The following is a 23863-nucleotide window of genomic DNA, read 5'->3' on the forward strand; positions in this document are numbered from 1 at the left end:
GTAACAGAACTGCCCAACCGCCGCGCGTTGTGCGGCTGCTCACACAGGCGCATGCTGAGACGACAGGTACTTATCGGGAGCGTTCAATGAACGACTTTGATCTCTCAGTCCCGGTTCTGAGCCGGGGGAAGCACCGCAATCCGCGCAAGGGCGCGTGCTTCATGGAATTCGCCTCGTATCTGGCCGGGGAGCCGTGGTCCGACCATCCGGCCTGTACGCATCCCTTGCTGGCCGGCGTGGCCCGCGACGTCAACGACTGTACGTCGGACGCCGGGCGGACCCGGCTCGCGCCGCTGATCCCGTCGGTGATCGGGCTGACGCCGGACGACCCACACGTCGTACCGCGGGTGACTGCTCGTTGCATCCAGCACGCGCTGCCGGTGGTGTCGCAGGAGCGTCAGTACATCTTGGCCGTTGCGCTGATCGTGGGGGAGCGCCAGCTCGCGCTGATCGATGGGCGTCCACTCGACGACCTCGAGCCAGAGTCTCGCGAGGTACTGGAGTCTGTCCCGGCCGCGACCAAGTGGGCGCGGTCCTTCACTGGACGGAACCACCGCGGTACGCCGGACTTCGCGCGCCGGACCGCTCCACGGGCAGTGTCGTGTGCGGTCGAGGGGATTTCGCAGGCGTGTGTGCGGAACCCGGATGAGCGGCTGTTCGATCTGCTGACCGCGGCGATCGAGGAAACCAAGAGCTGGGTGCCCGTGACACGGTCGATTCGGCAGGAGGCCGTACCCTTCACTGTGTGACTTTGGAGATCGATACCGCTACAGGTTTGATGCCAGTCCGCGAGTGGGGAGACCCTGACTCGTCCGCGCCCGGAATCCTGCTCCTGCAGGAGATCTTCGGGATCTCGCCGTACATCGAGCAGCGTGCTGTCGACCTGGCCGCGCTCGGGTACTACGTGGTCGCCCCGGAGATCTACTGGCGCCTGGACGATGTCGACCTGGATGAGGACGCCGACGATCTGCTCGAACGCGCGATCGCGACGATGCAGCGGCTCGACTGGGACCAGGCGGTGACGGATTCGGTGGCCGCGCTGGAATACCTGCGCGGCCGCGATCGCCGTACTGGGCTGGTCGGCTTTTGCTTCGGCGGTGGGCTCGCGTTCAACGTGGCCGCGGTGTCGTCGGCCGATGCGCTCGTGAGCTACTACGGGTCCGCGCTGCCGAATCTGCTGCACCTCGCGCCGGATGTGACCGCGCCCAGCCTTCACCACTTCGGCGACGCCGATGAGTACTTGTCGGTGGACGACGTGGTGGCTGGTTTGCCTGGTACCGAGATCCACCGTTACCCGGGGGCGGGTCACGCCTTCGACAACCCGATGCCGGCCTTCCACGACATCGACGCCTCGGTGCTTGCGTGGAAGCGCACGACCGATTTCCTCTCTCGCAAACTGCAAGGAGCCGCATGAGCCTGTACGACATCCCGCTGACCACGCTGTCCGGTGCGCCGACGTCCCTCGGTGACTACAAGGGCAAGGCCGTGCTGGTGGTCAACGTCGCCTCCAAGTGCGGCCTGACCCCGCAGTACGAGGGTCTCGAGAACCTGCAGAAGACCTACGCGTCGCGCGGTTTCACCGTGCTCGGCGCGCCCTGCAACCAGTTCGGTGGGCAGGAGCCGGGGAGCGCGGAGGAGATCGACACCTTCTGCTCGACGACGTACGGCGTCACGTTCCCGATGCTGGACAAGCTCGAGGTGAACGGCGACGACCGGCACCCGCTGTACGCCGAGCTCACGCAGACCGCGGACGCGGCCGGCGAGGCCGGTGACATCCAGTGGAACTTCGAGAAGTTCCTGATCGGCCCGGAGGGCGCAGTCGCCGCCCGCTTCCGCCCGCAGACCACCCCGGAGTCGGAAGAGGTCGTCGCCGCCATCGAGGCGAACCTCCCGAAGTAGCGGACAAACATTGGCCGCTTCTCCTCCTAGCGTGGGGGTCACCAAACCACCAGGAGGAGAAGCGCCATGACCATCAACCCTGTCTCGCCGGTTCCTGACGGCTATCACTCGGTGACGCCGTGGATCATCGGCCACGACACGGCCGGCCTGATGGACTTCCTCGCGGCGGCCTTCGACGCCGAGGATCTGGGCGGCCGCGTCGTCGACGACCAGGGCCGCATCGGCCACGCCGAGATGCGGATCGGCGACTCCATCGTGATGATGTTCGACAAGCCGGACTGGCCGCCGACCCCGGCGTTCCTGCGCCTCTACGTCCCGGACGTGGAGCAGACCCTGAAGAACGCCGTAGCCGCCGGCGGCACCGTCGTCACCAACCCCACGCACATGTTCTGGGGCGACGTCATCGCCCGCGTCCACGACCCCTTCGGCAACCTGTACTGGCTGCACACCCGCATCGAGCTCGTCGACGAAGCCGAACTCAACCGCCGCTTCACCGACCCCAAGTTCACCGAAGCCATGGCCTACGTCACCAGCTCAATCTTCAAACCCGAGGTCTAGTCGATTTTTGCGGCTGGTTCGGTGGCTATGGCGTTGGTGAGGGTTTCGGCGGTGAGGGCTATTTGCCAGTCGCGGGCGTGGTGGTCGCGGAGGAAGGTGGAGACCGCGGTCAGGTCGGCGTCGGCGGGTGGGGCCCAGGCCAGGCGGCGGATGGTGTCGGGGGAGAGCAGGTTCTCCGTGGGGAGGCGGTGGGCCTCGGCGATCTCGGAGACTGCGGTGCGGGCGGCTGAGAGGCGGGCTGCCGCGTCGGGGTCGCGGTCGGCCCAGGCGCGGGCGGGCGGCGGGCCGTCGTACCGGGGGCCTTGTTTGGGGAGTTCGGTGTCGGGGAGGTGGCGGGCGTGGTCGACCGCCTCCCACCAGGTGCGCATGTGGCGGTGGGCGCCGCGGCCCTTGAAGGCGGTGAGCTTCTGGAGGGTGTCGCGGTCGGCGGGCATCGCGGCCGCGGCCTCGACGATCGCGGCATCCGGGAGGATCCGCCCAGGGGAGATGTCGGCCGACGACGCGATCTGGTCGCGGGCCTCCCACAGCGCCCGTACGACGGCCAGGCTGCGGCGATTGCGGACTCGGTGCATCCCCGAGGTCCGGCGCCACGGATCTGGCTTCGGTTCACGCGGTGGCGCGGACAGGATCGCGGCGAACTCCTGCTCGGCCCACTCCCACTTGCCTTCGCGGCGCAGTTCGGCCTCGATGGCGTCGCGGAGCTCGATCAGCATCTCGACGTCCAGAGCGGCGTACACGAGCCAGGGTGCGGGCAATGGCCGGGTCGACCAGTCGGCCGCCGAGTGCTCCTTGCGCATCCGGTAGCCGAGGACCTCGCTGACGAGTGACGCGAGACCGACCTTCGGGTAGCCCAGCAGGCGGCCGGCGAGCTCGGTGTCGAAGACCTTGCGCGGGATCATGCCGACCTCGGCGAGGCAGGCCAGGTCCTGGTTGGCGGCGTGGATGATCCACTCCGCGTCGATGATCGCGTCACCCAGTGCGGACAGGTCACCGAACGGGATCGGGTCGACCAGCGCGGAGCCGGAGCCCTCGCGGCGCAACTGCACCAGGTAGGCGCGGTGCGAGTAGCGGTAGCCGGAAGCGCGCTCGGCATCGACGGCGACCGAACCGGTACCGGCCCGGAAGGCCTCGATGATCTCGGTCAGCGCAGGGTCGGTGTCGACGACATCGGACAGGCCGTCGCGGAGTTCGAGGAGCGGCAGCTCAACTGTCGGCTCTTCCGGTACTGGCGGCTGGGGGTCGGCCTGGCTCATCGGCCCCGCTGTCCGCGCCGGGTCGGCATCGCGACCACCCCCGGCGGAACCGGCGGCAGCCCGGCCGCCGTACAGAGCACTTCGCCCCAGGCCTCGGCGTGCTTGGTCACATCCACGAGTCCACCGGGTCCGGGCACGGGGCTCCAGGACGCACGGATCTCGATCTCCGCCGTCGCGTCGTCGTCGGCCATCCCGCCGAAGCTCTCCGATACCACGCGAGTGACGGTACCGCTCGGGGCCAGGTACTCCGCACCCCGGTCCGCCAGTGCCTCCATCAGCCAGGTCCAGCCCACGCCACCGAGCAGCGCGTCCGTCACCATCTCCGGTTCGACGGCAGCGCGCACATACGCGACACAGCGGAAGGTCGACTGCCAGGCGTCGTTACCGGCCGGGTCGTAGAGGACGACGAGCCGACCGGTGGCGACATCGTCACCGTCGATCGTCACATCGGCGCTGACCGCGGCCGCATGCGGAGCGATCCGCTGCGGTGCAGGCATCTCCTCGACGAATACTTCTGGCCGGAACCGGGCACCGCGCAACTGCGTCACGGCCTCGGCAAACTCCGCGGGTGGCGCGTCGACCTGCTTGCGGGCACCCATGCTCCGCAGCCTACGACTGATTACGCACCGACGCGCGTTTAGACGCGCCGGTAACGGCCCGTACGCGGAGCGAAAACCTGCACTGGCCAGGCCCGGAAAACGGTTTGTGTGCCGCGTGGGATCATCGTGAGGTGCCCGTGACACCTGCTGCGCTTGCCCGTTCCCCCTTCTTGCTCGCCGCTCGTGGTGAGCCCGGCCCGCACACTCCGGTGTGGTTCATGCGCCAGGCCGGCCGCTCGCTGCCCGAGTACCGTGCGGTCCGCGAGGGGACCACGATGCTCGAGTCGTGTATGCGGCCCGACCTCGTCGTCGAGATAACGCTGCAGCCGGTACGCCGTTACGGCGTCGACGCGGCGATCTTCTACTCCGACATCGTGACGCCGTTGAAGTCGACCGGCTTCGGGGTGGAGATCAAGCCCGGTGTCGGGCCGGTGGTCGCGGACCCGATCCGGGACCTGGCCGGCGTGGAGGCGATCCGCCCGGTGACGCCGGCGGACGTGCCGTACATCACGGAGTCGGTGCAGGAGCTCGTACGGCAGTTGGGGGAGACCCCGCTGATCGGATTCGCGGGCGCGCCGTTCACGGTGGCGTCGTACCTGGTCGAGGGTGGGCCGAGCAAGGACCACGCCAAGACGAAGGCGCTGATGCACAGCGACCCAAAGCTGTGGAACGCGCTGGCTGATCGGTTGGCTGATGTAGCGATCGCGTACCTGACCGTGCAGGTCGAGGCGGGTGCCTCGGCGATTCAGCTGTTCGACTCGTGGGCCGGTGGGTTGTCGCCGCGCGACTACGAGCGGTTCGTGCTGCCGCACTCGGCGAAGGTCTTCGACGCGCTGGCGGCGTACGACGTACCGAAGATCCACTTCGGGGTGAATACCGGTGAGCTGCTCGGGCTGATGAGCGCCGCCGGTGCTGATGTAGTCGGGGCCGACTGGCGGGTGCCGCTGGACGAGGCCGCGCGGCGGATCGGCGGGAAGCCGGTGCAGGGGAACCTTGATCCGGCGCTGCTGCACGCGGGCTGGGAGGTGCTGGAGGCGGAGATCGACCGGATCCTGCTCGAGGGGCAGGCGGCTCCGGGGCACATCTTCAACCTCGGTCACGGGGTTCCGCCGGATGCCGATCCCGAGGTGCTGAACCGGATCGTCAAGCACGTGCAGTCGAAGTCCGCTCGTGCTGTCTGAGTACGGCGTCACTCTCGAACGCCTGACCGCGGACCACGCCGACGCGCTGCTGGCCTTTGAGCGCGAGAACCGCTCGTACTTCGCCTTGTCGATCGCCGACCGTGGTGACGAGTTCTTCGAGCATTTCGCGGAGATCCTGGACGCACGGTTGGTGGAGCAGGCGGAAGGTGTCTGCCAGTTCCACGTGCTCGTGGAGCCGGGCGGCGCGGTGGTCGGTCGGCTGAACCTCGTCGATGTCGAGAACGGGTCGGCCGAGCTGGGTTACCGCCTCGCCGAACGCGTCACCGGCCGCGGGCTGGCGACCGCCGCCGTACGAGCGATCGTGCGGATCGCGGCGAGCGACTACGCCCTTAAGCAACTGACCGCCGGCGCAGCACGCGCAAACGTTGCCTCGTGGACCGTGCTGGAACGAGCAGGCTTCCAACGTATTGCAGAAACCGAAGGGCCGAGGCCTCAAGTGGTGTACGAGCTGAGCTTGGAGGGTTTGTGAGTCGGGTTGTTGTGGTTGGTGGCGGGATCAGTGGGTTGGCGGCCGCGCATGCGTTGGCTAGTGGGCCCAATCCGCCGCAGATCACGGTGCTGGAGGGGTCGCCTCGGCTGGGTGGGAAGTTGGCCGGGGCTGAGGTTGAGGGTGTGCCGGTTGATCTGGGGGCCGAGTCGGTGCTGGCTCGGCGGCCGGAGGCTGTGGAGCTGATCAAGGCGGTTGGGCTGGCGGACGAGCTGGTGCATCCGGCAACCACCTCAGCGGGGTTGTGGGTCGGCGATCGGATTCGGGCGATTCCGCCGACGGTGATGGGTGTGCCGGTCGACGCGGCCGCGGCGGCCGACGTACTGGGGGAGGCGGCGGCTGAGCAGGTTGCGCGGGAGGCTGAGTTGGCGCCGCCTGCGCTGGAAGAGGATGTGGCGATCGGGCGGTTTGTGGCCGAGCGCATGGGGTCTGCGGTGACGGAGAAGTTGATCGACCCGTTGCTTGGTGGGGTGTACGCGGGCAAGGCGGATGAGATCTCGCTGGCCGCCGCGGTACCGGATCTGTACGCGAAGTTGCGGACGGCACCGAGTCTGCTCGCCGCGACGGGCGAGCTGCGGGAGGCCGGGCAGAAGCGGGCCGGTGAGCCCGTGTTCGCCGGGATCGTCGGTGGCGTGAACCGGCTGATCACCGCGCTGGAGCAAGACCTGCTCGCCCGTGGCGTCGTGATCCAACGACAACTCGCCGTACGGCGGATCACGCGCACCCCGGACGGGTTTGAGCTGGAAGCCGGTCCGGTACCGGCGCCGACGTACCTGACCGCCGATGCGGTGATCGTCGCGACCCCGGCCGCGCCTGCGAGCCGGATGCTGGCCGAGTTGGTGCCGACGGCATCGACCGAGCTGGCCGCGATCGAGTACGCGAGTATGGCGATCGTCACGCTCGCGGTCCGCAAGGACGACTGGCCCGCCGACGCGACCGGCTCCGGATTCCTGGTCCCCTCGGTCGAGGGCCGAACGATCAAGGCCTCGACGTACTCCCACGCCAAGTGGCAGTGGTCGAACGACGCCGGGGGAGACCTCGCCGTACTGCGGACCTCGGTCGGCCGGCTCGGCGAGGAGTACGTGCTGCAGCGCTCCGACGAGGAGCTCGTCCGGCTGGCCGCGTCCGACCTGAAACAGGCGATCGGCCTCCAAGGACCGGTCATCGGCTCGATCGTGACCCGCTGGGGCGGCGGACTTCCGCAGTACGCCGTCGGTCACCTCGACCGTGTCGACCGCGTGGAAGCGGCCATCGCCGACGTACCGGGGTTGGCCGTGGCAGGCGCGGCGTACCGGGGTGTCGGGATCGCCGCCTGTGTGGCCTCGGGTGTGAAAGCGGCCACCCGGGTGCGTGGTTTCACCGATTCATTGGAGAGAATGGTCCCGTGACGGACAAGCCGAAGGCGCGCGAGCTGAACAATGTGATCCGCTACACCATGTGGTCGGTCTTCAAAGTCGAGACCCCGCTCGGTGACGCGGACCGTGACGAGCTGACCGCGGAGCTGTCCGAGCTGGTCGGCAAACTCGCGGCCGACGACGTGGTGATCCGCGGGATCTACGACGTCGAGGGTTTCCGCGCCGACGCCGACTTCCTGGTCTGGTGGCACGCACCGACCTCGGACGCGTTGCAGAAGGCGTACCACGCGCTGCGCCGGTCCCGGCTCGGCCGGCACCTGGCCCCGGTCTGGTCGCAGCTCGCGCTGCACCGGCCGGCCGAGTTCAACAAGAGCCACATCCCGGCCTTCCTCGCCGACGAGGAGCCGCGCGCGTACGTCTGCGTGTACCCGTTCGTCCGCTCCTACGAGTGGTATCTGCTCCCCGACGAGGAGCGCCGGTTCATGTTGGCCGAGCACGGCAAGATGGCCCGTGGGTACCCGGATGTGCGGGCCAACACGGTCGCGTCGTTCGCGCTCGGCGACTACGAGTGGATGCTGGCCTTCGAGGCCGATGAGCTGCACCGGATGGTCGACCTGATGCGCGACCTGCGGGCGTCCACCGCGCGTCGGCACGTGCGTGAGGAAGTGCCGTTCTACACCGGCAAGCGCACCGAGCTGGGCGACCTGATCGCCAACCTGGCCTGACATCATGCACCGCAAGGCGTTCCCGGTGCTCTACGTGAGCAATGTCCGGCGGTCGGTCGAGTTCTACGCGCTGCTCGGCTACGAGATGACGTACCAGTTCCCGCTCGAGGGCGACCCGCACTACGTCGGCCTCGAGCGCGGCGAATCCTCGCTCGGGATCGCCGACTCCAACTGGCCGGAGGCGACCCTCGGCATCACCGTCGGTACGGCGCCGCGCTTCGAACTGTTCGTGTACGTCGACGACGTCGAGGCCGAGGTGGAGATGTTCCGCAAGCACGGCCACCCGATCCTCCAGGAACCGGCGACCATGCCGTGGGGCGAACGCCAGGCCTACCTCGCCGACCCCGAAGGCAACCCGGTCGCCCTGGCCACTCCGGTCTAGGTGCCGGGCTTCTGGAACAGGTAGTCCTCGGCCCGCATCGACATCGGCGGCCGCACGTCCTCCGGCAGCAGCTCGCGCAGGTCCTTCTCGGTCAGGCTGTCCGGGTCGCGGGCGGACAATCGCGTGGCCTGGTTGGAGATCGCTTCCTCCAGGACGTTCCGGATGAAGCGGCCGTTGCCGAAGTTGTGGCCACGCGGTGACGGCGGAATGATCGACCGGACGACATCCAGTACGTCGTCGCTGTACGTCATCCCCTTGTACCGCGCCTGCAGCTCGAAGATCGCGACCAGCTGGTTCGTGTCGTACTCGGCGAATGACAGCAGCTTCGGGAACCGCGATGCCAGACCGGTGTTGGACTCCATGAACCGCTGCATCTCGCGGTGGTACCCGGCCACGATCACGATGCAGTCGTTGCGGTGGTCCTCCATCAGCTTCAGGATCGTCGCGATGGCCTCCAGCCCGTAGTCACCCGGGCTGTTCTCGGGCACCAGCGTGTACGCCTCGTCGACGAACAGCACGCCACCGATCGCCTCGCGGAACTTCTCCGCGGTCATCGGCGCCGTCGTACCGGTGCTGGATCCGACCAGGTCGGAGCGGTCGACCTCGACCACGTGACCCTTCTCCAGTACGCCGAGCTGGTGGTAGATGCGGCTCAGCAGCCGCGCGATCGTCGTCTTCGCCGTACCGGGTTTGCCGACGAAGACCATGTGTCGCGCGCGCTCGTGGCTCGGCAGGCCGAGCTCCTGGCGGCGCAGGTTGGTCTTGACCTCGGCCACCATCTTGCGGACCGAGTCCTTCACCGACTCCAGACCGACCAGCGAGTCGAGCTCGGCGAGCGGGTCGTTCGTGAAGTCGACCGGTCCCAGCGCAACAGGCTTGGCAGCCGCCTGCGGTGTGGCCTGCGCGTTGTCCCAGGCAGAGGAGAGCGAGGTCTCCGCCTGCTCGGCTACGGCCACGGGACGGCGGTCCCGATCGAGGAGCCGGAACAACGCATCCAGATCCGGAATCAGCGGATCCGGCCACGGCGCGTCGCCGAGCGCACCGGACAGGTGGACCGAGACACGGGTCGCCGCAGCAGCCCAGGTCCGGGCGGCCGCGCGCTGGTCATGCCGTACGGCGCGGCCCAGCCACTCGGTGTTCGCCTCCAGCCAGGCTTGTGGGCGGAAACCGGTCCGCGCGGACGCGAACGCCTTCTCGACGTCCTGAGCGGCCGGGCCGAGAATCTGCGCGACGCCCGGCGGCAGGTTGGTGAGCCGCCCGGCCAGGATCATTCCGGCCATCAGCTGCGCGAAGTCACCGGCGTACTCGTCCGGGATCGTCATCAGCAGCTTGGCGTGCGCATCCCGCAGGGAGTTGAGCGAGTACTTCAGAGCGGCGCTCGGGCCGGCCAGCTCCGGCAGTACGGCGTGCTCCGCGTCCGTGAGCGCGCTCGTCCGCCAGTACTGCACGATCGCGGGGTAGTCAGCGGTCGTGTGCAGGTGGATCGCGTCGCGGTCGGCGAGGACCCGGTCGAACGCAGCCGTCAACGCCTTCGCCCGGGCCGCCAGCGGCGGTGCGTCGGTGAACATGGCCACCACGTCCCGCGACACCTCGACGGCGTGCTTACGCCCCTGCTCACGGAACCCCTGCGCGCCCGCAATGACCTGCAACGGCCAGTCGGTCGGCGCGACCCGCACGATGTGCCCGGCACCACCGATCCGGTACGTCGGCCGCTGGAACTCGCGCGCGAGGACCGCACCGAGATCGGCGTGGTCGCCGTGCAGCACCGGAATCCATCCGCCGAGCAGCGGAGCCACCTGATTTGTGAACCAGACCGCGGCCGGGGTCCCCTTCGCGAATCCCGCGAACGCATCCGGACGCAGCGGCCGCAACGACCGCTGGTCCTGGCCCCACGCATGCAACCTCTGCCGGACGGCCGTCACCCAGGCCCCCGGCACCTCCCACGCCTGCTCAGCACCCAGGACATCCAGCACGGTCGCAGTCTAGTGGTCTAGCAGGTGATCACTCCGGCTGCAGCGCCAGGCTGACGCTGTTGATGCAGTACCGGAGGTCGGTCGGCGTGCCGTAGCCCTCGCCCTCGAACACGTGGCCCAGGTGCGAGCCGCAGTTCGCGCAGCGGACCTCGACGCGCTTCATCCCGAGGGCGGTGTCCTCGATGTACTCGACCCGGTCCTCGGCCAGCGGCGCGAAGAACGACGGCCACCCGCAGTGCGAGTCGAACTTGGTCTCGCTGCGGAACAGCTCCGCGTCACAGGCCCGGCACTTGTAGACACCGATGGTCTTGGTGTCGGTGTACTCGCCGGTGAAGGCTCGCTCCGTACCGGCCTTGCGCAGCACCTGGAACTCCGCGGGGGACAGCTGCGCCTTCCACTCCGCGTCGGACTTCTCTACGGCGTAGTGCTTGGTGGAATCAGTCACAAGCCCAGTATCGGCGGTAGCGCAAGGAAAACCCCACGCCACCGCCGCTACGTAAGACTGCCGCAATAACTAGCGCACCCAGGACGGGAGCGGGATCACCCGCACCACCTGGGGGTCGTGGTCACTGATCTGGTCCGGGAACTCCGCGTTCATGTGCACCACGTCGTACGACGAGGCCGGCTGCAGGTTCTTCGAGATCAGGATCTGGTCGAGGATCTGGCTGTTGCCCTCGAACACGTAGCTGTAGCGCTCCTTCAGCGGCAGTGTCCGGGGCATGTCGATCAGTGCGGTCTTGCCCGACCCGACCAGGATGTCCGTGGTCTCGGAGAAGTCGAAGTCGTTCAGGTCACCGAGCACGATCACGTTCGCGCCGGTGTCCTTGGCGAAGATCTGGTCGACGAAGCCACGGACCGCCTGCGCCTGCTGGTGCCGCTTGGCCGCGGTCACCTGGACCGGCGGCTGGGTCCGGCCCCAGAGCGGGTTGTCGCCGCCCTTGGAGCTGAAGTGGTTGACCACGACGAACAGGCTCTGGCCGTGCCAGGTGAACTCGCCCGCGAGCGGGACCCGGGTCGCGGCCCACGCCGGGTTGGCCGGGTCGACGCGACCGGGGGAGGCGCTCAGGTGCGGCCGGCCCCGCCGGTCGGTGGTGATCGTGGTCGCAACCGCCGAACCGCCGCCGGCCCGGTCGACGAACTTGACCGCCTTGTCGGTGCGGTAGAGGAACGCGACCCGGATGTTGCCACCCGGCTCACCGCCCTCGGCGTTGTTCACCGGGTCGATCTGGCGGTAGGCGTACTGCGGTCCGCCCGCCTTCACGATCGCCGCGGTCAGCAGATCCAGGGTCACGTTCGCGGCCGTCGTACCGGAGTTGGTCGCGCCGTCGTTGTCCTGAACTTCCTCGAGGCCGATGATGTCCGGCGATGCGAGGTTCTTGACCACGGCCTGGGCGAGTCCGTCGAACTTGGCGTCGCCGTCGGACGGGTCGAGGTTCTCCACGTTGAAGGTCGCGACCGACACCTGCAGCGGCGAGGAGGCCTTGGTCGTCTCGCGCTTCACGCCACCGTCGATCACGGTCGGCGTCGTGGTCGGCAGCAGCTTGAAGTTGCCGAACCCGTAGTCGACGACACCGGCAACGGTCCCGGCGAGCTTGTCACCGGTCTTGGCGTCCGGGATCGGGGTCAGCAGGTCGTCGAGCAGGATCCGCTCGGGGTTGCTGTCGGTCTTCTGCAGCACGATGCCGCCACGGACGGTCCGCACACCAGCCCCAGCCGGTACGACAGACAGCTCGCGGAAGGAGGATGTCGGGCCGGTGACCTGCGGCTGGTCGATCCCGGTCCACATGCCCTCGAGCGACTCCCAGAAGTCCAGACCGTCCTCGGCCGGATCAAAAGTCCCAGTCGTCTCGACGTCACCGGACGAGTCGTTGTCGATCACAGTCGACGGCGGAACCCGTCCACCCGGGCCGACCAGAGTCGGAGCCGGTACGGCGGCAGTCCCGGTGACCGTGATCTTCGCCTGCGTCAGCTCGGTCGTGGTGAGGTTCGTGACACCGCCCGAGCCACCCGGCCGGAACTCGGTCACGGTGCCCTGCACGGTCACGGCGTCGCCCACCGAGACGGTCGGCGCGGAGCTCGTGAAGACGAACAGACCCTCGCTGGTCGCCGGGTTGTCGTCCGGCTGCGGGTCCTGGAACCAGAAGCCGTTGCCGCTCTTCGCGATGACCACACCGGTCACGTTGCCGACCAGCTTGCCGACGAGCGGCGAGAGGTGCGCGGCGCCCTGGATGTCGTGGATCTTGGCGTCGATCGGGTCCGGCGGCGGCGGAGTGTTGGTGAGCACCTTCGGCGTCGGCGCGACCTCGGCGAACTCGGTGCCGTTGTTGTCGGCATCCGTGGTCGGCACCTTGCGGGTGGCCGACGTCGTGTTCGAGGTGCCCGGTGCGGCGCTGGTCTCGAAGTCGTTGGCCGCGCCGTACCCGACGAAGTCGATCACGCCGGGCGCCGTGGCGCAGCCGGTCGTGCAGCTCAGGCTGGTGGCCGAATTGACCAAGGCGACCTTGCCGGAGGCGGCGGACATGTTCACGCTGCCGGTAGCGTCCGGCGTCGGCAGCGGCTGCCCGTTGGCACCGCCAGATGCGCCCTGGGCGAGGTAGACAGCGCCGGGGGCGATCGAGCCGGTCAGGTTGATCTTGTTGGCCCACGAGGTGCCGGCCGCAGAGGCGTACTGGATCGTCCAGCCGGTCAGGTCGACCGGCGCGGAGCTGTTGTTGGTCAGCTCGATGAAGTCGTTCGTGTACGGCGCCCCGCTGTTGCCGCCACCGCCGTACACCTCGGTGATGACCACCGAGGCGGAGGCGGCGCCCGCCGGGTTCGCCGCGATGACGGCCGCTCCGGAGGCGATAAGAGTGGAAGTGATGACCAGGGCGCCCAGGCGGCGTCGTGATCGAAGATGGGCAGACATGTCGCGGATTCTCACACCCGCATAGGTCCGCCGGAAGGTCCAATGCGTGAACAGCAGGTTCCGTTGCCGATCCGCAGGGGGGATCATTCGCCGGTCCTGCCCGCCCCAGTGGGACAGGACCGGCGAAATCACAGGGAGTTAGTTGACGCTCACTCCGGTCCAGGCGGCGGCAACAGCGGCCCGCTCGGGGCTGCTGGCGCCGTACAGGTCGGAGGCCGCGTTCAGCGTCGCGGTCCGGGCCTGGGCGTAGTTGGTGCTGGTCGTCATGTAGACGGTCAGCGCGCGGTACCAGATCTTGCCGACCTTGTCCCGGCCGATGCCCTGCAGCGTGCTGCCGTTGCAGGTGGTCGAGTTGTGCGCCAGACCGCCGAACACCTTGGCGCCGGTGCCCTCGGCGAGCAGGTAGACGAAGTGGTTCGCCACACCGGAGGAGTAGTGCACGTCGAGGTTGCCGACACCGGACGACCAGCAGTCGACGGACTTGCCGTCCTTGCTCGGCTTGTCCATGAAGCGCAGCGCCGGGCGGTCCTTCATGATCTCTTCGCCGATGTAGTAGTCACCCGGGTCGGAGGCGTTGTTGGAGTAGAACTCCACCAGGGTGCCGAAGATGTCGCTGGTGGCCTCGTTCAGGCCGCCGGACTCACCGGAGTAGGTGAGGTTCGCGGTCGCCGAGGTGACGCCGTGGGACATCTCGTGGCCGGCCACGTCGATCGAGACCAGCGGTCCCGCGACGACGTTGTCGCCGTCGCCGTACGTCATCTGCTTGCCGTCCCAGAAGGCGTTGACGTAGTTCGTGCCGTAGTGCACGCGGCTCGGGACACCCTTGCCGTTGTTGAAGATGCCGTTCCGGCCGTGGGTGTTCTTGTAGTAGTCGAACGTCGTCGCGGCGCCGTAGTGCGCGTCGACCGCGGCGCTGGCGCGGTCGGCGTTGGTGCCGTTGCCCCAGTGGTTGTCCGCGTCGTTGAACTTGGTCGGCACGATGCAGCCGAGGCCGAACAGCTGGCACAGGATCGACTCGGTCTTGTTGTTCGCGTCGCCGGTCGCGCCGTTGCCGCGGACCGGGTCGGTGAGCGTGAAGCCGCCGGTCGCCGGGGTGGTGTCGATCGGCACCGTCCCGGAGTACAGGCTGCGGCCGTCACCGGTCGCGGTCTCGATGTGCTGCTCGCTGATCAGCTTGGCGCCGGTCAGGGCATCGATCGTGGTGGTGATGTGGCTGGGCGTCCCGTCGGCCTGGGTGCCGGTCGTGGTGACCAGGTAGGCCAGTCGCGGCGCGCCCTTGCGGGCCTCGATCACCAGCGCGGGCTTGCCTTCGGCCTTCTGGCCCTTGGCGAGTGCCTTGCCGGTCGCGGTGGCGATGCTGACCTTCGGCGTCCGGTCGACGTTCGCGCTCTTGGTCAGCGTGACGCTGGCGCCCTTCCAGGCGCCTTGGACGTCCTGGTGGACGACGACGTCGCCACCGAGCACCTTGAGCCCACCGATCGTCCGGTCCATCCGGACGTGGGTCGCACCCGACTTGTCGACGATCACATCGCGTACGGCGAAGGTGTCGGCAGTGGTGGCCTTGAGCCCGGCGAGGTTGTCGCCGATGGCTGCTTTGGCCCGGGCGACGGCAGCCGCAGGACTGGGGACGGGGGCTGCCGTGGGCGCACCGGTGGCGGTGGTGGCCGAGGTCAGCCCTAGGGCGGTGGTGGTCGCTACTGCGGTGGCAGCGGCGAACAGGGCGGATCTGTTCATCCTCGCGCTCCTCTTAGAAGCGTCCCGGAGGCCTCACGCCCCAGGAACGAAGTGCACGTACGTTACCGCCCAGTTACCGGACGTGCCTAGCCTTTACGAAAACTTGCCTTTCCGCAGTTTTCCAGCAGATTGTCCGTCCTGAGCGGTAGCGTCACCGCATGGCGGCGACCAAGGCAATCGAGCTCGAGATCGGCGGCCGGCAGGTGCGGGTGAGCAACCCGGACAAGCCGTACTTCGCGGATCGCGGGCTGACCAAGCTCGACATCGTGAACTACTTCGTCGCGGTCGGCGACGGCATCCTGGGCGCGCTCCGGGACCGGCCGACCACGCTCGAGCGCTGGCCGGGCGGTTGGTTCGAGGGCGCCAAACTGTCCACCCGGGCCGACAACCGCGGCGATGCGTTCTACCAGAAGCGGGTCGCCAAGGGCGCGCCTGAGTGGGTAGAGACCGCGACCATCAAGTTCCCGAGCGGCCGGCCCGCCGACGAGGTCTGCCCGACCGAGCTCGCCGTGGTCGCCTGGGCGGCCAACCTGGGCACGCTGACCTTCCACCCCTGGCCGGTCCGCCGGCCGAACGTCGACAACCCGGACCAGCTCCGGATCGACCTCGACCCGCAGCCGGGGACGGACTTCAAGAGCGCGGTCGCGGTGGCTCCGGCGCTGCGTGAGCTGCTCGCCGAACACGGCTTGGAGGGTTTCCCGAAGACCTCAGGCGGCCGAGGCCTGCACGTCTACGTGCCGATCGAGCCACGATGGGACTTCATCCAGGCGCGGCGTGCGGTGATCGCGCTCGGGCGTGAGCTGTCCAAGCGGCTCCCCGACCAGGTCACGGTGAACTGGTGGAAGGAGGAGCGCGGCGAACGCATCTTCATCGACTACAACCAGATGGCCCGGGACCGGACCATCGCCTCGGCCTACTCGGTCCGTCCGAACGCGCGGGCGCGGGTGTCGGCGCCACTGCGCTGGGAGGAGCTCGAGGACGTCGTACCGGATGATTTCGATGTGCTCACGATGCCGGCCCGGTTTGCGGAGGTCGGTGACCTGCACGCCGCGGTCGGCGAGCAGGCCTTCTCGCTCGACTCACTGCTGGAGCTGTCGGCCAAGCATGAGCGCGACCACGGCGAGGCCGATCTGCCCTACCCGCCCGAGTACCCGAAGATGCCGGGGGAACCCAAGCGGGTGCAGCCGTCCAAGGACCGCGACCGGCCGAAGGCCGACTAGGCGGTGCCGTCCTTGTAGACCGGGTGGTAGTCGGTGTTGCCGTTGACCTTCACGACCCAGACGCGGACCGGGGTTCCCTCCGGAAGGTCGCCGCTGGCCCAGCCGGAGCAGTACTCGGCGGCGTGACCGCGGGTGCTGACCACGCGGTCGATGTCGCCGTCGCGGCGGATGTCCAGGCGCACCTCGATTCCCCACCCGTCCGCCTCGATGTCGCACGCGGCGATCGCGTCCCCGGGTGCGGTCCCGCCATGGAACGGCCGCGGGTCGTCGCCCGGGTCCTGCTGCCAGAGCCCATAGCCGCCGCCCTCGTAGGCGCCGTAGCTGAACGACGCGGCGTTCGCGACGCCGGTCGTGGTGACCACCAGTGCAAGTGTGCCGAGCAGTACGCCGGCCGTCCGGATCTTGGTGCGCATAGATCAGTTCCTCCCATGGGGCGATTGAGGCTGTTAGAAGATAACAGCGCCTCTGTGATCTAGGCGAGTAAATACCAAGAAATACTGTGAAGATCCCGTCCTTTAGAACGTGCGGAGTGCGCCGCCGTCGATCGGGATGATGGCGCCGGTCAGGTACGACGCGGCGGGGGAGAGGACGAATGCGGCAACTCGGCCGAACTCGTCGGGATCGCCGTACCGGCGGAGCGGAATGGTCCGCTCGGCGCTGCGGCGGGCCACCTCGGGGTCGCCGCCCTTGCCGTCCAGTTCCTTGAGCCGGTCGGTGGCGATCCGGCCGGGGAGCAGGCCGTTGACGCGGACGCCGTTCGGCCCGAGCTCGTCGGCGAGCGTCTTGGCGACCATCGCGAGACCGGGCCTCAGGCCGTTGGAAATCGCCAGGCCGGCGATCGGGGACTTGACCGACGAGGACAGCACGAAGGCGATCGACGTACCGTCAGAGCCGGCCCGGGCGACCGACTTCGCGATCCGCAGGCCACCGAGGAAGACGCTGTTGAACGCGGCCTGCCAGTCGGACTCGTCGGAGTCCAGTGCGGTGCCGGGCTTCGGGCCGCCGACGCTGATCAAAGCGCCGTGCAGGGCGCCCCACTTGGCGATCGCGGTGGCGGCCAGCCGCTCGGCGCTCTCCGGGTCGGCGTTGTCGACCGGGATGCCGACCACGTTCTCACCGAGCTCGGCGGCGGCGCGGGTGATGTTCTCCTCGCTCCGGCTGGAGATGACGAGCCGGGCTCCGTCGGCGGCCAAAGCCTTCGCGGTGGCGAAGCCGAGGCCGGTGCTGGCACCGGTGACGATGTAGATGCGGTCGCGCAGTCCAAGGTCCACGGCACCATCCTGCCTCACCGCCGCAACCTCCGCACCTCGAGAGTTCGTGGCCGACGGCAAGCGTTCGTTTGTCAGTCCCGAGGGGTCGCGGGTGCCGGCTCTTCGTTGCGCTCGGCAACAACTTCGCCGGCCGCGTCGGTGGCCGGCCGGCGGGTGAAGTAGACCAGACCGGCGACGGCGAGGATCGCGAACAGGAACCACTGCAGCGCGTAGAAGAAGTGCGGTCCACTGTCGATCTCGGGCCCGGGGAACTTCCCGAACGCCGGGTCGTTGGCCGGAACCTGGTTGTCGATCATCAGGTACCCGTCATACAGGTCCAGACCAAGTGCCTTCGCGTACGCCGGCCCGTTGATCAGCCGCGCGGTCCCGTTGTCCGGCGTACCGCCGTTGGTACTTCCGCCGCGCTCGCTGCGCTGCAACCGGCCGGTGATCGTCACCTCGCCATCCGGTACGGCGGGCACCTTGCCCGGGGCGAGTTCGGCGCCTTGCCGGGCCAGGAACCCGCGGTCGACCAGGATCGCCTTGCCGCTCGGCAACACCAGCGGGGTGACGATTTCGAATCCGGGACGGTCGTTCACGTTCCGATAGCGCAGAACTATCTGCTTGGCGGCGTCGAAGCGGCCGGTGACCTCCGCCGTACGCCACGCGTGCTGGTCGCCGACGACGCCCTGCGGACCGACGATCTGGTCGAGCGGTGCCGGAGCAGCGGCCAAGTTTGACGTGGTCACGCCGTTGCGGACCTCCCGGTCGTGCAGCCGATGCAGTTGCCAGCGGCCGAGCTGAACGCAGACCGTGGCCAGGACCAGGATCGTCAGCGCGGCGCCGAGCCACCGGACGTTCATCAATCGACGCACGTCTCGAACTTAAGCCATACCAAAAACTTGTCGGCGGTCGGCACGTACTCTGGGCTGGTGAGGGCAACCGACGAGGTGGCGACGCAGGCAGGTCTGGCAGACACGTACGGCCGGATCGCCACAGATCTGCGTGTCTCGCTCACGGACCGTTGCAATCTGCGCTGCACCTACTGCATGCCGGAAGAGGGCTTGGACTGGCTGGCCAAGCCGGAGCTGCTCACCGACGACGAGATCGTCCGGCTGGTGGGGATCGCGGTCACTCAGCTCGGTGTGCACGAGATCCGCTTCACCGGCGGCGAGCCGCTGCTGCGCCGCGGTCTGGTCGACATCGTCGCCCGTACGACGGCGCTCACGCCGCGACCCGAGGTGTCGCTGACCACGAACGGGATCGGGTTGGCCCGGCAGGCGGTCGCGCTCAAGGCGGCCGGACTGGATCGGGTGAATGTGAGTCTCGACACCATTCGTCCCGATACTTTCGTTGAGCTGACCCGGCGGGATCGCCTGAAGGACGTGCTCGCCGGCATGGTCGCCGCCCAGGAGGCCGGGCTCACGCCGGTCAAGGTGAACGCAGTACTGATGCGTGGAATCAACGACACCCACGCTCCGGAGTTGCTCGAGTTCTGCCTGGAGCACGGCTACGAGCTGCGGTTCATCGAGCAGATGCCGCTGGACGCGCAGCACGGGTGGAACCGAGCCACGATGGTGACGGCCGATGAGATCCTCGAGCAGCTCGGCGAGCGGTTCGGTCTGGAGCCGACCGACGCGGCGGCCCGGGGGAGTGCGCCGGCCGAGATCTTCAGTGTGCGCGGCGGTTCGCAGACCGTCGGGATCATCGCGTCGGTGACGCGGCCGTTCTGCGGTGATTGCGACCGCGTCCGGCTGACCGCCGATGGTCAGGTGCGCGACTGCTTGTTCGCCCGGACGGAATCCGATCTGCGCACGGCAATGCGTTCCGGGGCCGATGACGCGGAACTCGCGGATCGCTGGCGACGCGCGATGTGGAAGAAACTTCCCGGGCACGGGATCAACGATCCGGCGTTCCTGCAACCCGTTCGCCCGATGTCGGCGATCGGTGGCTGAAAAGCGGAAAGGTGCTTTTTCGCTAAGGCGTCGTCGCGCTGAAAGGTTCGACGTCGCGCAGGAATCCACGGCGGTCCAGGAAGTCGGACAACGTCGCCTTGTGTTCGTCACAGGCCAGCCAGGTCTTGCGCCGGTCCGGGGTGTGGATCTTGGGGTTGTTCCACAGCACCGCCCAGGTAGCGGCGTTGCCGCAGCCCTTGGACGAGCAGATCTCTGGCATAACCATTCCTGATCCCTCAATTATCAATAGCCTGGGGTAAATCTTCGGACCCCCGGCACAAATGAAGCGACGTCGGACAGCCACGGGGGGAGCCGTCCGACGCCGCATCAAGTCTCTGAATTCCAACCGTGAACTTCAGAGCACGCGGGAGATTCTGACACGGAACCCGGCGAACTTTCCAGTCCCGGCACAGATCACTTTTCGGTGTCGGTCTGTCGCACCGGTTCGGGGTCCTCTTCGGCCCGGATCACCGGGCCCGGCGACGCCTCCAGCGCAGGCCGGTCCGGGGCGACGTACGGCGTACCGCTGTCCTGGGTCGCGGTCTTCGCGACGTTGGCCAGCACGACCGCGAAGTACGGCAGGAACACTGCACCGACGACGAACATCCAGCGCCACGGCGACGGCGTCAGCACCGCCAGCACGAAACACACGACCCGCAGTCCCATCATCGCGGCGTACCGGATGATGCGGCTGTCCAGGTCTTCGGAACGGCTGGGCTGGGCACTGGTCACCGAAATGACCGTTTCGCCGGACCGTTCACGACGTTTGGACATCTATCCTCCTCACCAATACCCACGGTACGCCGCTACGGAAGGAAGCTCATGACCGAGCGCAGCGAGGGCATCAATCCAACACAGCCGGCTCGTGCCTCAGCGGCGCCCGGAGCGAAGCGAGGACGACGATGAGTAATCGGACCTATCGCGTCACGGAGATCGTCGGTACGTCGAAGGAGGGGGTGAACGAGGCCATCACCAACGGGATCACCCGGGCCGGCGAGACGCTGCGGCACCTGGACTGGTTCGAGGTGACCCAGATCCGCGGTCACATCGTCGACAACCAGATCGACCACTACCAGGTCGGCATGAAGGTCGGTTTCCGGCTCGAAGACTCCTGAGGATAGCGTTCGGCTACGACTGCCGACGGTGAGGAGTTCTTGTGAGCAGGTCTGTGCTGGTGACCGGGGGCAACCGGGGGATCGGTCTGGCGATCGCGACTGCGTTCAAGGAGGCCGGTGACCAGGTCGCCGTCACCTACAACAGCAGCCCGCCGCCGGACGGATTCCTCGGGGTGAAGTGCGACATCACCGACCAGGAGCAGGTCGACGCGGCGTTCGAGACCATCCAGGACCAGCACGGTCCGGTCGAGGTGCTGGTCGCCAATGCCGGGATCACGCGCGACACGCTGCTGCTGCGGATGTCCGACGACGACTGGGACTCGGTCATCGACACCAACCTGACCGGTTCGTTCCGGGTCGCCCGGCGGGCGGCCAAGGGGATGCTGCGGCTGCGCAAGGGCCGGATCGTCTTCATCTCCTCGGTCGTCGGTCTGCTCGGCCAGGCCGGTCAGGTCAACTACGCGGCCAGCAAGTCCGGTCTGGTCGGGATGGCCCGGTCGATCGCGCGCGAGCTCGGCAGCCGCGGGATCACCGCCAACGTGGTCGCGCCGGGATTCGTCGAGACCGACATGACCGCCGTACTGCCCGAAGAGACCTCGAAGCAGTACCTCGGCCAGATCCCGCTCGGCCGGTTCGGCCTGACCGAGGAGATCGCGCACGCGGTCCGCTGGCTCGCCTCCGAGGAGGCCGGGTACATCACCGGTGCGGTGATCCCGGTCGACGGCGGCATCGGCATGGGCAACTGACAACACTCTTGTAGAAGGGGGACGCCGGTGGGCATCCTCGACGGCAAGCGGATCCTGGTCGCCGGGGTCACGCTGGACTCCTCGATCGGCTTCGCGACGGCCAAGGTGGCGCAGGAACAGGGCGCCACCGTGCTGATCTCGAACTTCGGCCGGGCGCTGAGCATCACCAAACGGATCGCGAAGCGACTGCCGACCGAACCGCCGGTGCTCGAACTCGACGTGACCGACGCCGACCACCTGGCCGCGCTGCCGGACGCCGTACGGGAGCATGTCGACGGTCTCGACGGGGTCGTGCACTCGATCGCGTACGGGAACCCGGAGACGATCCTCGGCGGCAAGTTCCTCGAGGGGCCGTGGGATGACGTCGCGCAGGCCGTGCACGTCTCGGCGTACTCGCTGAAGGCGCTCGCGACCACGTGTGCGCCGCTGATGCCGCGCGGCAGCAGCGTCGTCGGTATGACGTTCGACGCGACCGTGGCCTGGCCGGGCTACGACTGGATGGGCGTGGCCAAGGCCGCGCTCGAGTCGACCAGCCGCTACCTGGCCCGCGACCTCGGCGCTGCGGGTATCCGCTGCAACCTCGTTTCGGCCGGGCCGCTCAAGACGCTGGCCGCCAAGGCGATCCCGGGTTTCGAGAAGTTCGAGGAGCCCTGGCTGGAGCGCGCCCCGCTCGGCTGGGACCCGACCGACCTCGAACCCACCGGCAAGACCATCGTTGCCCTGCTCAGTGACTTCTTCCCCTCCACCACCGGCGAGATCATCCACGTCGACGGCGGCTACCACGCGATGGGAGCGTAGTGTCCACGTCCCTTGTTGAGCTCCGTGTGCTGGACGGCGCCAACCTGTACTTCAGCCGCGCGGCGGTCAAGCTCACGCTCGACGTGACCGCGCTGGTGGACGCCCCGGCCCCGGCCGCGAAGGCGTACGCGCAGGCCGTCGGCCTGGGCGCAACCCGGCCGGGGCGGATCGGCTCCGGGTTCCGGCAGCGGTTCGCGATCCGGGTGACCGGACACGTCGTACGGCGAATTGCTCGCGAGGCCGGGATCGGCCGGATCGGTGTTCGGGTCCGGCCGGAGTCCGACAACCACCGCCTGGTCGTGGCCTTCCCCTGGGCCCACGAACAGCGCGCGCGAGCGCTCGCGGCGGCGATCGTCGAGGTGCTGGACGCGTTCGGCGCCGAACACCTGCCTGAGCTGATGGCGACCGTCGGCGAGCGCGTGCACAATGAGCCGCCCGGCAACGTGCCGCCGACCATCCGGCCGAAGGTGCCGGTCGTCGCGGTCACCGGCACCAACGGCAAGACCACGACCTCCCGGATGATCGCCCACATCGGCCGCGCCGCCGGGCTGCACGTCGGCTGGTCGAGTACCGACGGCGTCTACTTCGACGGCGAACTGGTCAAGTACGGCGACTTCTCCGGCCCGAGCGGTGCCGGCCAAGTGCTGTCTCAGCCGGGGATCCAGTTGGCGGTCACCGAGACCGCCCGCGGCGGCATCCTGCGCCGCGGAGTCGGAGTCGCCTCGAACGACGTCTCCGTCGTCACCAACGTCACCGCGGACCACCTCGGCCTGGGCGGGATCGACACCGTCGACCAACTCGCCGAGGTGAAGGCGGTCATCACCCAGATCACCCGCCCACGCGGCTGGTGCGTGGTGAACGGTGACGACCCACGCACGTTCGCGATGCGACTCGGTTCGCCGGCCAAGTGCTGGGTGTTCTCACGGGACCCCGACTCGCCGTCGATCCGCGCCGTACTCGACGAAGGCGGCCGCGCGACCACCGTCCTCGACGGCTTCATCACGGTCCTCGACCAGGCGACCGATCCGGAACCGCTGCTGAAGGTCGTCGACGTACCGATGACGTTGTCTGGCTTGTCGCACTACAACGTCGAGAACGCGCTCGCGGCTGCGTCGGCAGCGCTCGGGCTCGGGTTGCCGCGGGCCGCGGTGATCGAGGGGCTGAGCTCGTTCGCGCCGAACGAGAACAACCCCGGCCGGATGAACATGTACTCGCTGCGCGGCTTCACCGTGGTGATCGACCTCGCGCACAACGAGGCCGGCCTCGAAGCCCTCCTCGAGATCATGAACGGCGTACGGCACGAGGGCTCGCGCTTGCTGCTTGCGCTCGGCTCGCCGGGCGACCGCGCCGACGACATGGTCTCCGCGCTCGGCGCGATCGGTGCGCGTGGTGCGGATCAGGTGGCGATCGGGCACAAGAGCGAGTACCTGCGCGGGCGGCCGCCGTCCGAGCTGGAGGCCGTGTTCCGCGAAGGAGCGGCATCGGTCGGCGTCGACGACGTACCGGCGTACCCGACCGAGCTGGAAGCGGCGCAGTCACTGGTCGCTCAGGCGCAACCGGGTGACGTAGTCGCCGTCATGTCTCTGCAGGATCGGGCGAGTCTTGACGGCTGGTTGCGGTCCGAGGGAGCTACCGTCGACACACCGGAAGACCTGAAGTCCAAGGTCGAAAGAGCCCAGCACTAGTCCCACCGCCCTCGGTTGGGGC

Annotated in this window: 26 protein-coding genes; 15 read left to right on the plus strand and 11 right to left on the minus strand. The window is 68.3% G+C overall.

All coding sequences use genetic code 11. From position 1 onward, the window contains the following. Nucleotides 1-86: 86 nt before the first annotated feature. The 4 genes from ACFTSF_RS30545 to ACFTSF_RS30560 all read left to right on the plus strand — a co-directional run bounded on the left by ACFTSF_RS30545 (nt 87) and on the right by ACFTSF_RS30560 (nt 2457). A complete protein-coding gene (locus tag ACFTSF_RS30545; RefSeq protein ID WP_344158430.1) occupies nt 87-749 on the plus strand; it encodes a hypothetical protein in 663 nt (220 codons plus the stop codon). Further along, nucleotides 746-1414: a dienelactone hydrolase family protein gene (locus tag ACFTSF_RS30550; protein ID WP_380157707.1), complete on the plus strand. Its 669-nt coding sequence runs from the start codon at nt 746-748 to the stop codon at nt 1412-1414. Before ACFTSF_RS30545 ends, ACFTSF_RS30550 begins: the two co-directional genes overlap by 4 nt. Beyond that, nucleotides 1411-1899 carry a glutathione peroxidase gene (locus ACFTSF_RS30555; RefSeq protein WP_380157709.1) on the plus strand — a complete coding sequence of 163 codons (489 nt, stop codon included), beginning with the start codon at nt 1411-1413 and terminating at the stop codon, nt 1897-1899. The genes ACFTSF_RS30550 and ACFTSF_RS30555 overlap by 4 nt, the downstream gene beginning before the upstream one ends. Nucleotides 1900-1965: 66 nt before the next feature. Beyond that, nucleotides 1966-2457, plus strand: coding sequence for a VOC family protein (locus tag ACFTSF_RS30560; protein ID WP_380157711.1), 492 nt, complete (start codon nt 1966-1968; stop codon nt 2455-2457). Here the strand turns inward: ACFTSF_RS30560 and ACFTSF_RS30565 are convergent. Then, a complete protein-coding gene (locus ACFTSF_RS30565; RefSeq protein ID WP_344158422.1) occupies nt 2454-3710 on the minus strand; it encodes a ribonuclease D in 1257 nt (418 codons plus the stop codon). The two genes, ACFTSF_RS30560 and ACFTSF_RS30565, sit on opposite strands and share 4 nt — an antisense overlap. After that, on the minus strand, nt 3707-4309 hold the full coding sequence (locus ACFTSF_RS30570; protein ID WP_344158420.1) for a DUF3000 domain-containing protein: 603 nt from the start codon (nt 4307-4309) through the stop codon (nt 3707-3709). Before ACFTSF_RS30570 ends, ACFTSF_RS30565 begins: the two co-directional genes overlap by 4 nt. Before the next feature lie 131 nt (nt 4310-4440). Here ACFTSF_RS30570 and hemE point away from each other — a divergent pair, with 131 nt between their 5' ends. The 5 genes from hemE to ACFTSF_RS30595 are packed head-to-tail and all read left to right on the plus strand — an operon-like array spanning nt 4441 to nt 8460. Further along, a complete protein-coding gene (gene hemE / locus ACFTSF_RS30575; RefSeq protein WP_380157713.1) occupies nt 4441-5490 on the plus strand; it encodes a uroporphyrinogen decarboxylase in 1050 nt (349 codons plus the stop codon). Next, on the plus strand, nt 5480-5980 hold the full coding sequence (locus tag ACFTSF_RS30580) for a GNAT family N-acetyltransferase (protein ID WP_380157715.1): 501 nt from the start codon (nt 5480-5482) through the stop codon (nt 5978-5980). Before hemE ends, ACFTSF_RS30580 begins: the two co-directional genes overlap by 11 nt. After that, nucleotides 5977-7386 (plus strand): protoporphyrinogen oxidase, encoded by a 1410-nt coding sequence (gene hemG, locus ACFTSF_RS30585; protein ID WP_380157716.1) that lies wholly within the window; start codon nt 5977-5979, stop codon nt 7384-7386. Before ACFTSF_RS30580 ends, hemG begins: the two co-directional genes overlap by 4 nt. Then, on the plus strand, nt 7383-8078 hold the full coding sequence (gene hemQ / locus ACFTSF_RS30590; protein ID WP_344158412.1) for a hydrogen peroxide-dependent heme synthase: 696 nt from the start codon (nt 7383-7385) through the stop codon (nt 8076-8078). The genes hemG and hemQ overlap by 4 nt, the downstream gene beginning before the upstream one ends. Nucleotides 8079-8082: 4 nt before the next feature. Then, complete coding sequence (locus ACFTSF_RS30595) at nt 8083-8460, plus strand: VOC family protein (protein ID WP_344158410.1); 378 nt, start codon at nt 8083-8085, stop codon at nt 8458-8460. On the opposite strand, the gene ACFTSF_RS30600 is transcribed toward ACFTSF_RS30595, so the two are convergent. From ACFTSF_RS30600 to ACFTSF_RS30615, 4 genes are all read right to left on the minus strand, one after another. Further along, the gene (locus ACFTSF_RS30600) at nt 8457-10433 is read right to left on the minus strand and encodes an AAA family ATPase (protein ID WP_380157719.1); all 1977 of its coding nucleotides are present in this window, start codon (nt 10431-10433) and stop codon (nt 8457-8459) included. The genes ACFTSF_RS30595 and ACFTSF_RS30600 overlap by 4 nt on opposite strands. Before the next feature lie 28 nt (nt 10434-10461). Then, nucleotides 10462-10878, minus strand: a complete 417-nt coding sequence (gene msrB, locus ACFTSF_RS30605; protein WP_380157721.1) for a peptide-methionine (R)-S-oxide reductase MsrB — start codon at nt 10876-10878, stop codon at nt 10462-10464. A 69-nt stretch (nt 10879-10947) separates the two neighbouring features. Next, nucleotides 10948-13338: a lamin tail domain-containing protein gene (locus tag ACFTSF_RS30610; protein WP_380157723.1), complete on the minus strand. Its 2391-nt coding sequence runs from the start codon at nt 13336-13338 to the stop codon at nt 10948-10950. 138 nt (nt 13339-13476) lie between these two features. Beyond that, entirely contained in the window at nt 13477-15072 is a 1596-nt protein-coding gene (locus tag ACFTSF_RS30615; protein WP_380157725.1) for a M4 family metallopeptidase, read from the minus strand. Nucleotides 15073-15230: 158 nt separating this feature from the next. On the opposite strand from ACFTSF_RS30615, the gene ligD reads away from it, so the two are divergent. Then, nucleotides 15231-16292 carry a non-homologous end-joining DNA ligase gene (gene ligD / locus ACFTSF_RS30620; protein WP_380157727.1) on the plus strand — a complete coding sequence of 354 codons (1062 nt, stop codon included), beginning with the start codon at nt 15231-15233 and terminating at the stop codon, nt 16290-16292. On the opposite strand, the gene ACFTSF_RS30625 is transcribed toward ligD, so the two are convergent. The 3 genes from ACFTSF_RS30625 to ACFTSF_RS30635 all read right to left on the minus strand — a co-directional run bounded on the left by ACFTSF_RS30625 (nt 16289) and on the right by ACFTSF_RS30635 (nt 18417). Further along, nucleotides 16289-16705, minus strand: a complete 417-nt coding sequence (locus ACFTSF_RS30625; RefSeq protein WP_380157729.1) for a hypothetical protein — start codon at nt 16703-16705, stop codon at nt 16289-16291. The genes ligD and ACFTSF_RS30625 overlap by 4 nt on opposite strands. Before the next feature lie 102 nt (nt 16706-16807). Further along, nucleotides 16808-17563 (minus strand): SDR family oxidoreductase, encoded by a 756-nt coding sequence (locus ACFTSF_RS30630; protein ID WP_344158396.1) that lies wholly within the window; start codon nt 17561-17563, stop codon nt 16808-16810. Between the two features lie 71 nt (nt 17564-17634). Next, nucleotides 17635-18417 (minus strand): SURF1 family protein, encoded by a 783-nt coding sequence (locus tag ACFTSF_RS30635; protein ID WP_380157731.1) that lies wholly within the window; start codon nt 18415-18417, stop codon nt 17635-17637. Between the two features lie 57 nt (nt 18418-18474). On the opposite strand from ACFTSF_RS30635, the gene moaA reads away from it, so the two are divergent. Beyond that, the gene (gene moaA / locus ACFTSF_RS30640; protein WP_380157733.1) at nt 18475-19497 is read left to right on the plus strand and encodes a GTP 3',8-cyclase MoaA; all 1023 of its coding nucleotides are present in this window, start codon (nt 18475-18477) and stop codon (nt 19495-19497) included. Nucleotides 19498-19519: 22 nt separating this feature from the next. Here moaA and ACFTSF_RS30645 read toward each other — a convergent pair whose 3' ends face one another. Both ACFTSF_RS30645 and ACFTSF_RS30650 read right to left on the minus strand, forming a co-directional pair. Further along, the gene (locus tag ACFTSF_RS30645) at nt 19520-19723 is read right to left on the minus strand and encodes a hypothetical protein (protein WP_380157735.1); all 204 of its coding nucleotides are present in this window, start codon (nt 19721-19723) and stop codon (nt 19520-19522) included. A 188-nt stretch (nt 19724-19911) separates the two neighbouring features. Next, entirely contained in the window at nt 19912-20271 is a 360-nt protein-coding gene (locus tag ACFTSF_RS30650; protein ID WP_344158388.1) for a DUF3099 domain-containing protein, read from the minus strand. 128 nt (nt 20272-20399) lie between these two features. On the opposite strand from ACFTSF_RS30650, the gene ACFTSF_RS30655 reads away from it, so the two are divergent. From ACFTSF_RS30655 to ACFTSF_RS30670, 4 genes are read left to right on the plus strand one after another with little or no spacing between them, the layout of a single operon-like run. After that, on the plus strand, nt 20400-20612 hold the full coding sequence (locus ACFTSF_RS30655) for a dodecin (RefSeq protein WP_380157737.1): 213 nt from the start codon (nt 20400-20402) through the stop codon (nt 20610-20612). Between the two features lie 41 nt (nt 20613-20653). After that, nucleotides 20654-21358, plus strand: a complete 705-nt coding sequence (fabG, locus tag ACFTSF_RS30660) for a 3-oxoacyl-[acyl-carrier-protein] reductase (protein WP_380157739.1) — start codon at nt 20654-20656, stop codon at nt 21356-21358. 27 nt (nt 21359-21385) lie between these two features. Beyond that, complete coding sequence (gene fabI, locus ACFTSF_RS30665) at nt 21386-22156, plus strand: enoyl-ACP reductase FabI (protein ID WP_380157741.1); 771 nt, start codon at nt 21386-21388, stop codon at nt 22154-22156. Beyond that, nucleotides 22156-23841 carry a Mur ligase family protein gene (locus tag ACFTSF_RS30670; protein WP_380157743.1) on the plus strand — a complete coding sequence of 562 codons (1686 nt, stop codon included), beginning with the start codon at nt 22156-22158 and terminating at the stop codon, nt 23839-23841. The genes fabI and ACFTSF_RS30670 overlap by 1 nt, the downstream gene beginning before the upstream one ends. Nucleotides 23842-23863: the final 22 nt, after the last annotated feature.

The sequence above is a fragment of the Kribbella sp. NPDC056951 genome, assembly GCF_042674205.1.
In the GTDB taxonomy this organism is placed as follows: Bacteria; Actinomycetota; Actinomycetes; order Propionibacteriales; family Kribbellaceae; genus Kribbella; species Kribbella yunnanensis.

What these genes read in the sequence shown, in the direction of transcription:
- ACFTSF_RS30545 (WP_344158430.1), top strand. Translation starts at nt 87, where the DNA reads ATGAACGACTTTGATCTCTCAGTCCCGGTTCTGAGCCGGGGGAAGCAC.
- ACFTSF_RS30555 (WP_380157709.1), top strand. Translation starts at nt 1,411, where the DNA reads ATGAGCCTGTACGACATCCCGCTGACCACGCTGTCCGGTGCGCCGACG.
- ACFTSF_RS30560 (WP_380157711.1), top strand. Translation starts at nt 1,966, where the DNA reads ATGACCATCAACCCTGTCTCGCCGGTTCCTGACGGCTATCACTCGGTG.
- ACFTSF_RS30565 (WP_344158422.1), bottom strand. Translation starts at nt 3,710, where the DNA reads ATGAGCCAGGCCGACCCCCAGCCGCCAGTACCGGAAGAGCCGACAGTT.
- ACFTSF_RS30570 (WP_344158420.1), bottom strand. Translation starts at nt 4,309, where the DNA reads ATGGGTGCCCGCAAGCAGGTCGACGCGCCACCCGCGGAGTTTGCCGAG.
- ACFTSF_RS30595 (WP_344158410.1), top strand. Translation starts at nt 8,083, where the DNA reads ATGCACCGCAAGGCGTTCCCGGTGCTCTACGTGAGCAATGTCCGGCGG.
- ACFTSF_RS30610 (WP_380157723.1), bottom strand. Translation starts at nt 13,338, where the DNA reads ATGTCTGCCCATCTTCGATCACGACGCCGCCTGGGCGCCCTGGTCATC.
- ACFTSF_RS30615 (WP_380157725.1), bottom strand. Translation starts at nt 15,072, where the DNA reads ATGAACAGATCCGCCCTGTTCGCCGCTGCCACCGCAGTAGCGACCACC.
- ligD (WP_380157727.1), top strand. Translation starts at nt 15,231, where the DNA reads ATGGCGGCGACCAAGGCAATCGAGCTCGAGATCGGCGGCCGGCAGGTG.
- ACFTSF_RS30625 (WP_380157729.1), bottom strand. Translation starts at nt 16,705, where the DNA reads ATGCGCACCAAGATCCGGACGGCCGGCGTACTGCTCGGCACACTTGCA.
- ACFTSF_RS30645 (WP_380157735.1), bottom strand. Translation starts at nt 19,723, where the DNA reads ATGGTTATGCCAGAGATCTGCTCGTCCAAGGGCTGCGGCAACGCCGCT.
- ACFTSF_RS30650 (WP_344158388.1), bottom strand. Translation starts at nt 20,271, where the DNA reads ATGTCCAAACGTCGTGAACGGTCCGGCGAAACGGTCATTTCGGTGACC.
- ACFTSF_RS30655 (WP_380157737.1), top strand. Translation starts at nt 20,400, where the DNA reads ATGAGTAATCGGACCTATCGCGTCACGGAGATCGTCGGTACGTCGAAG.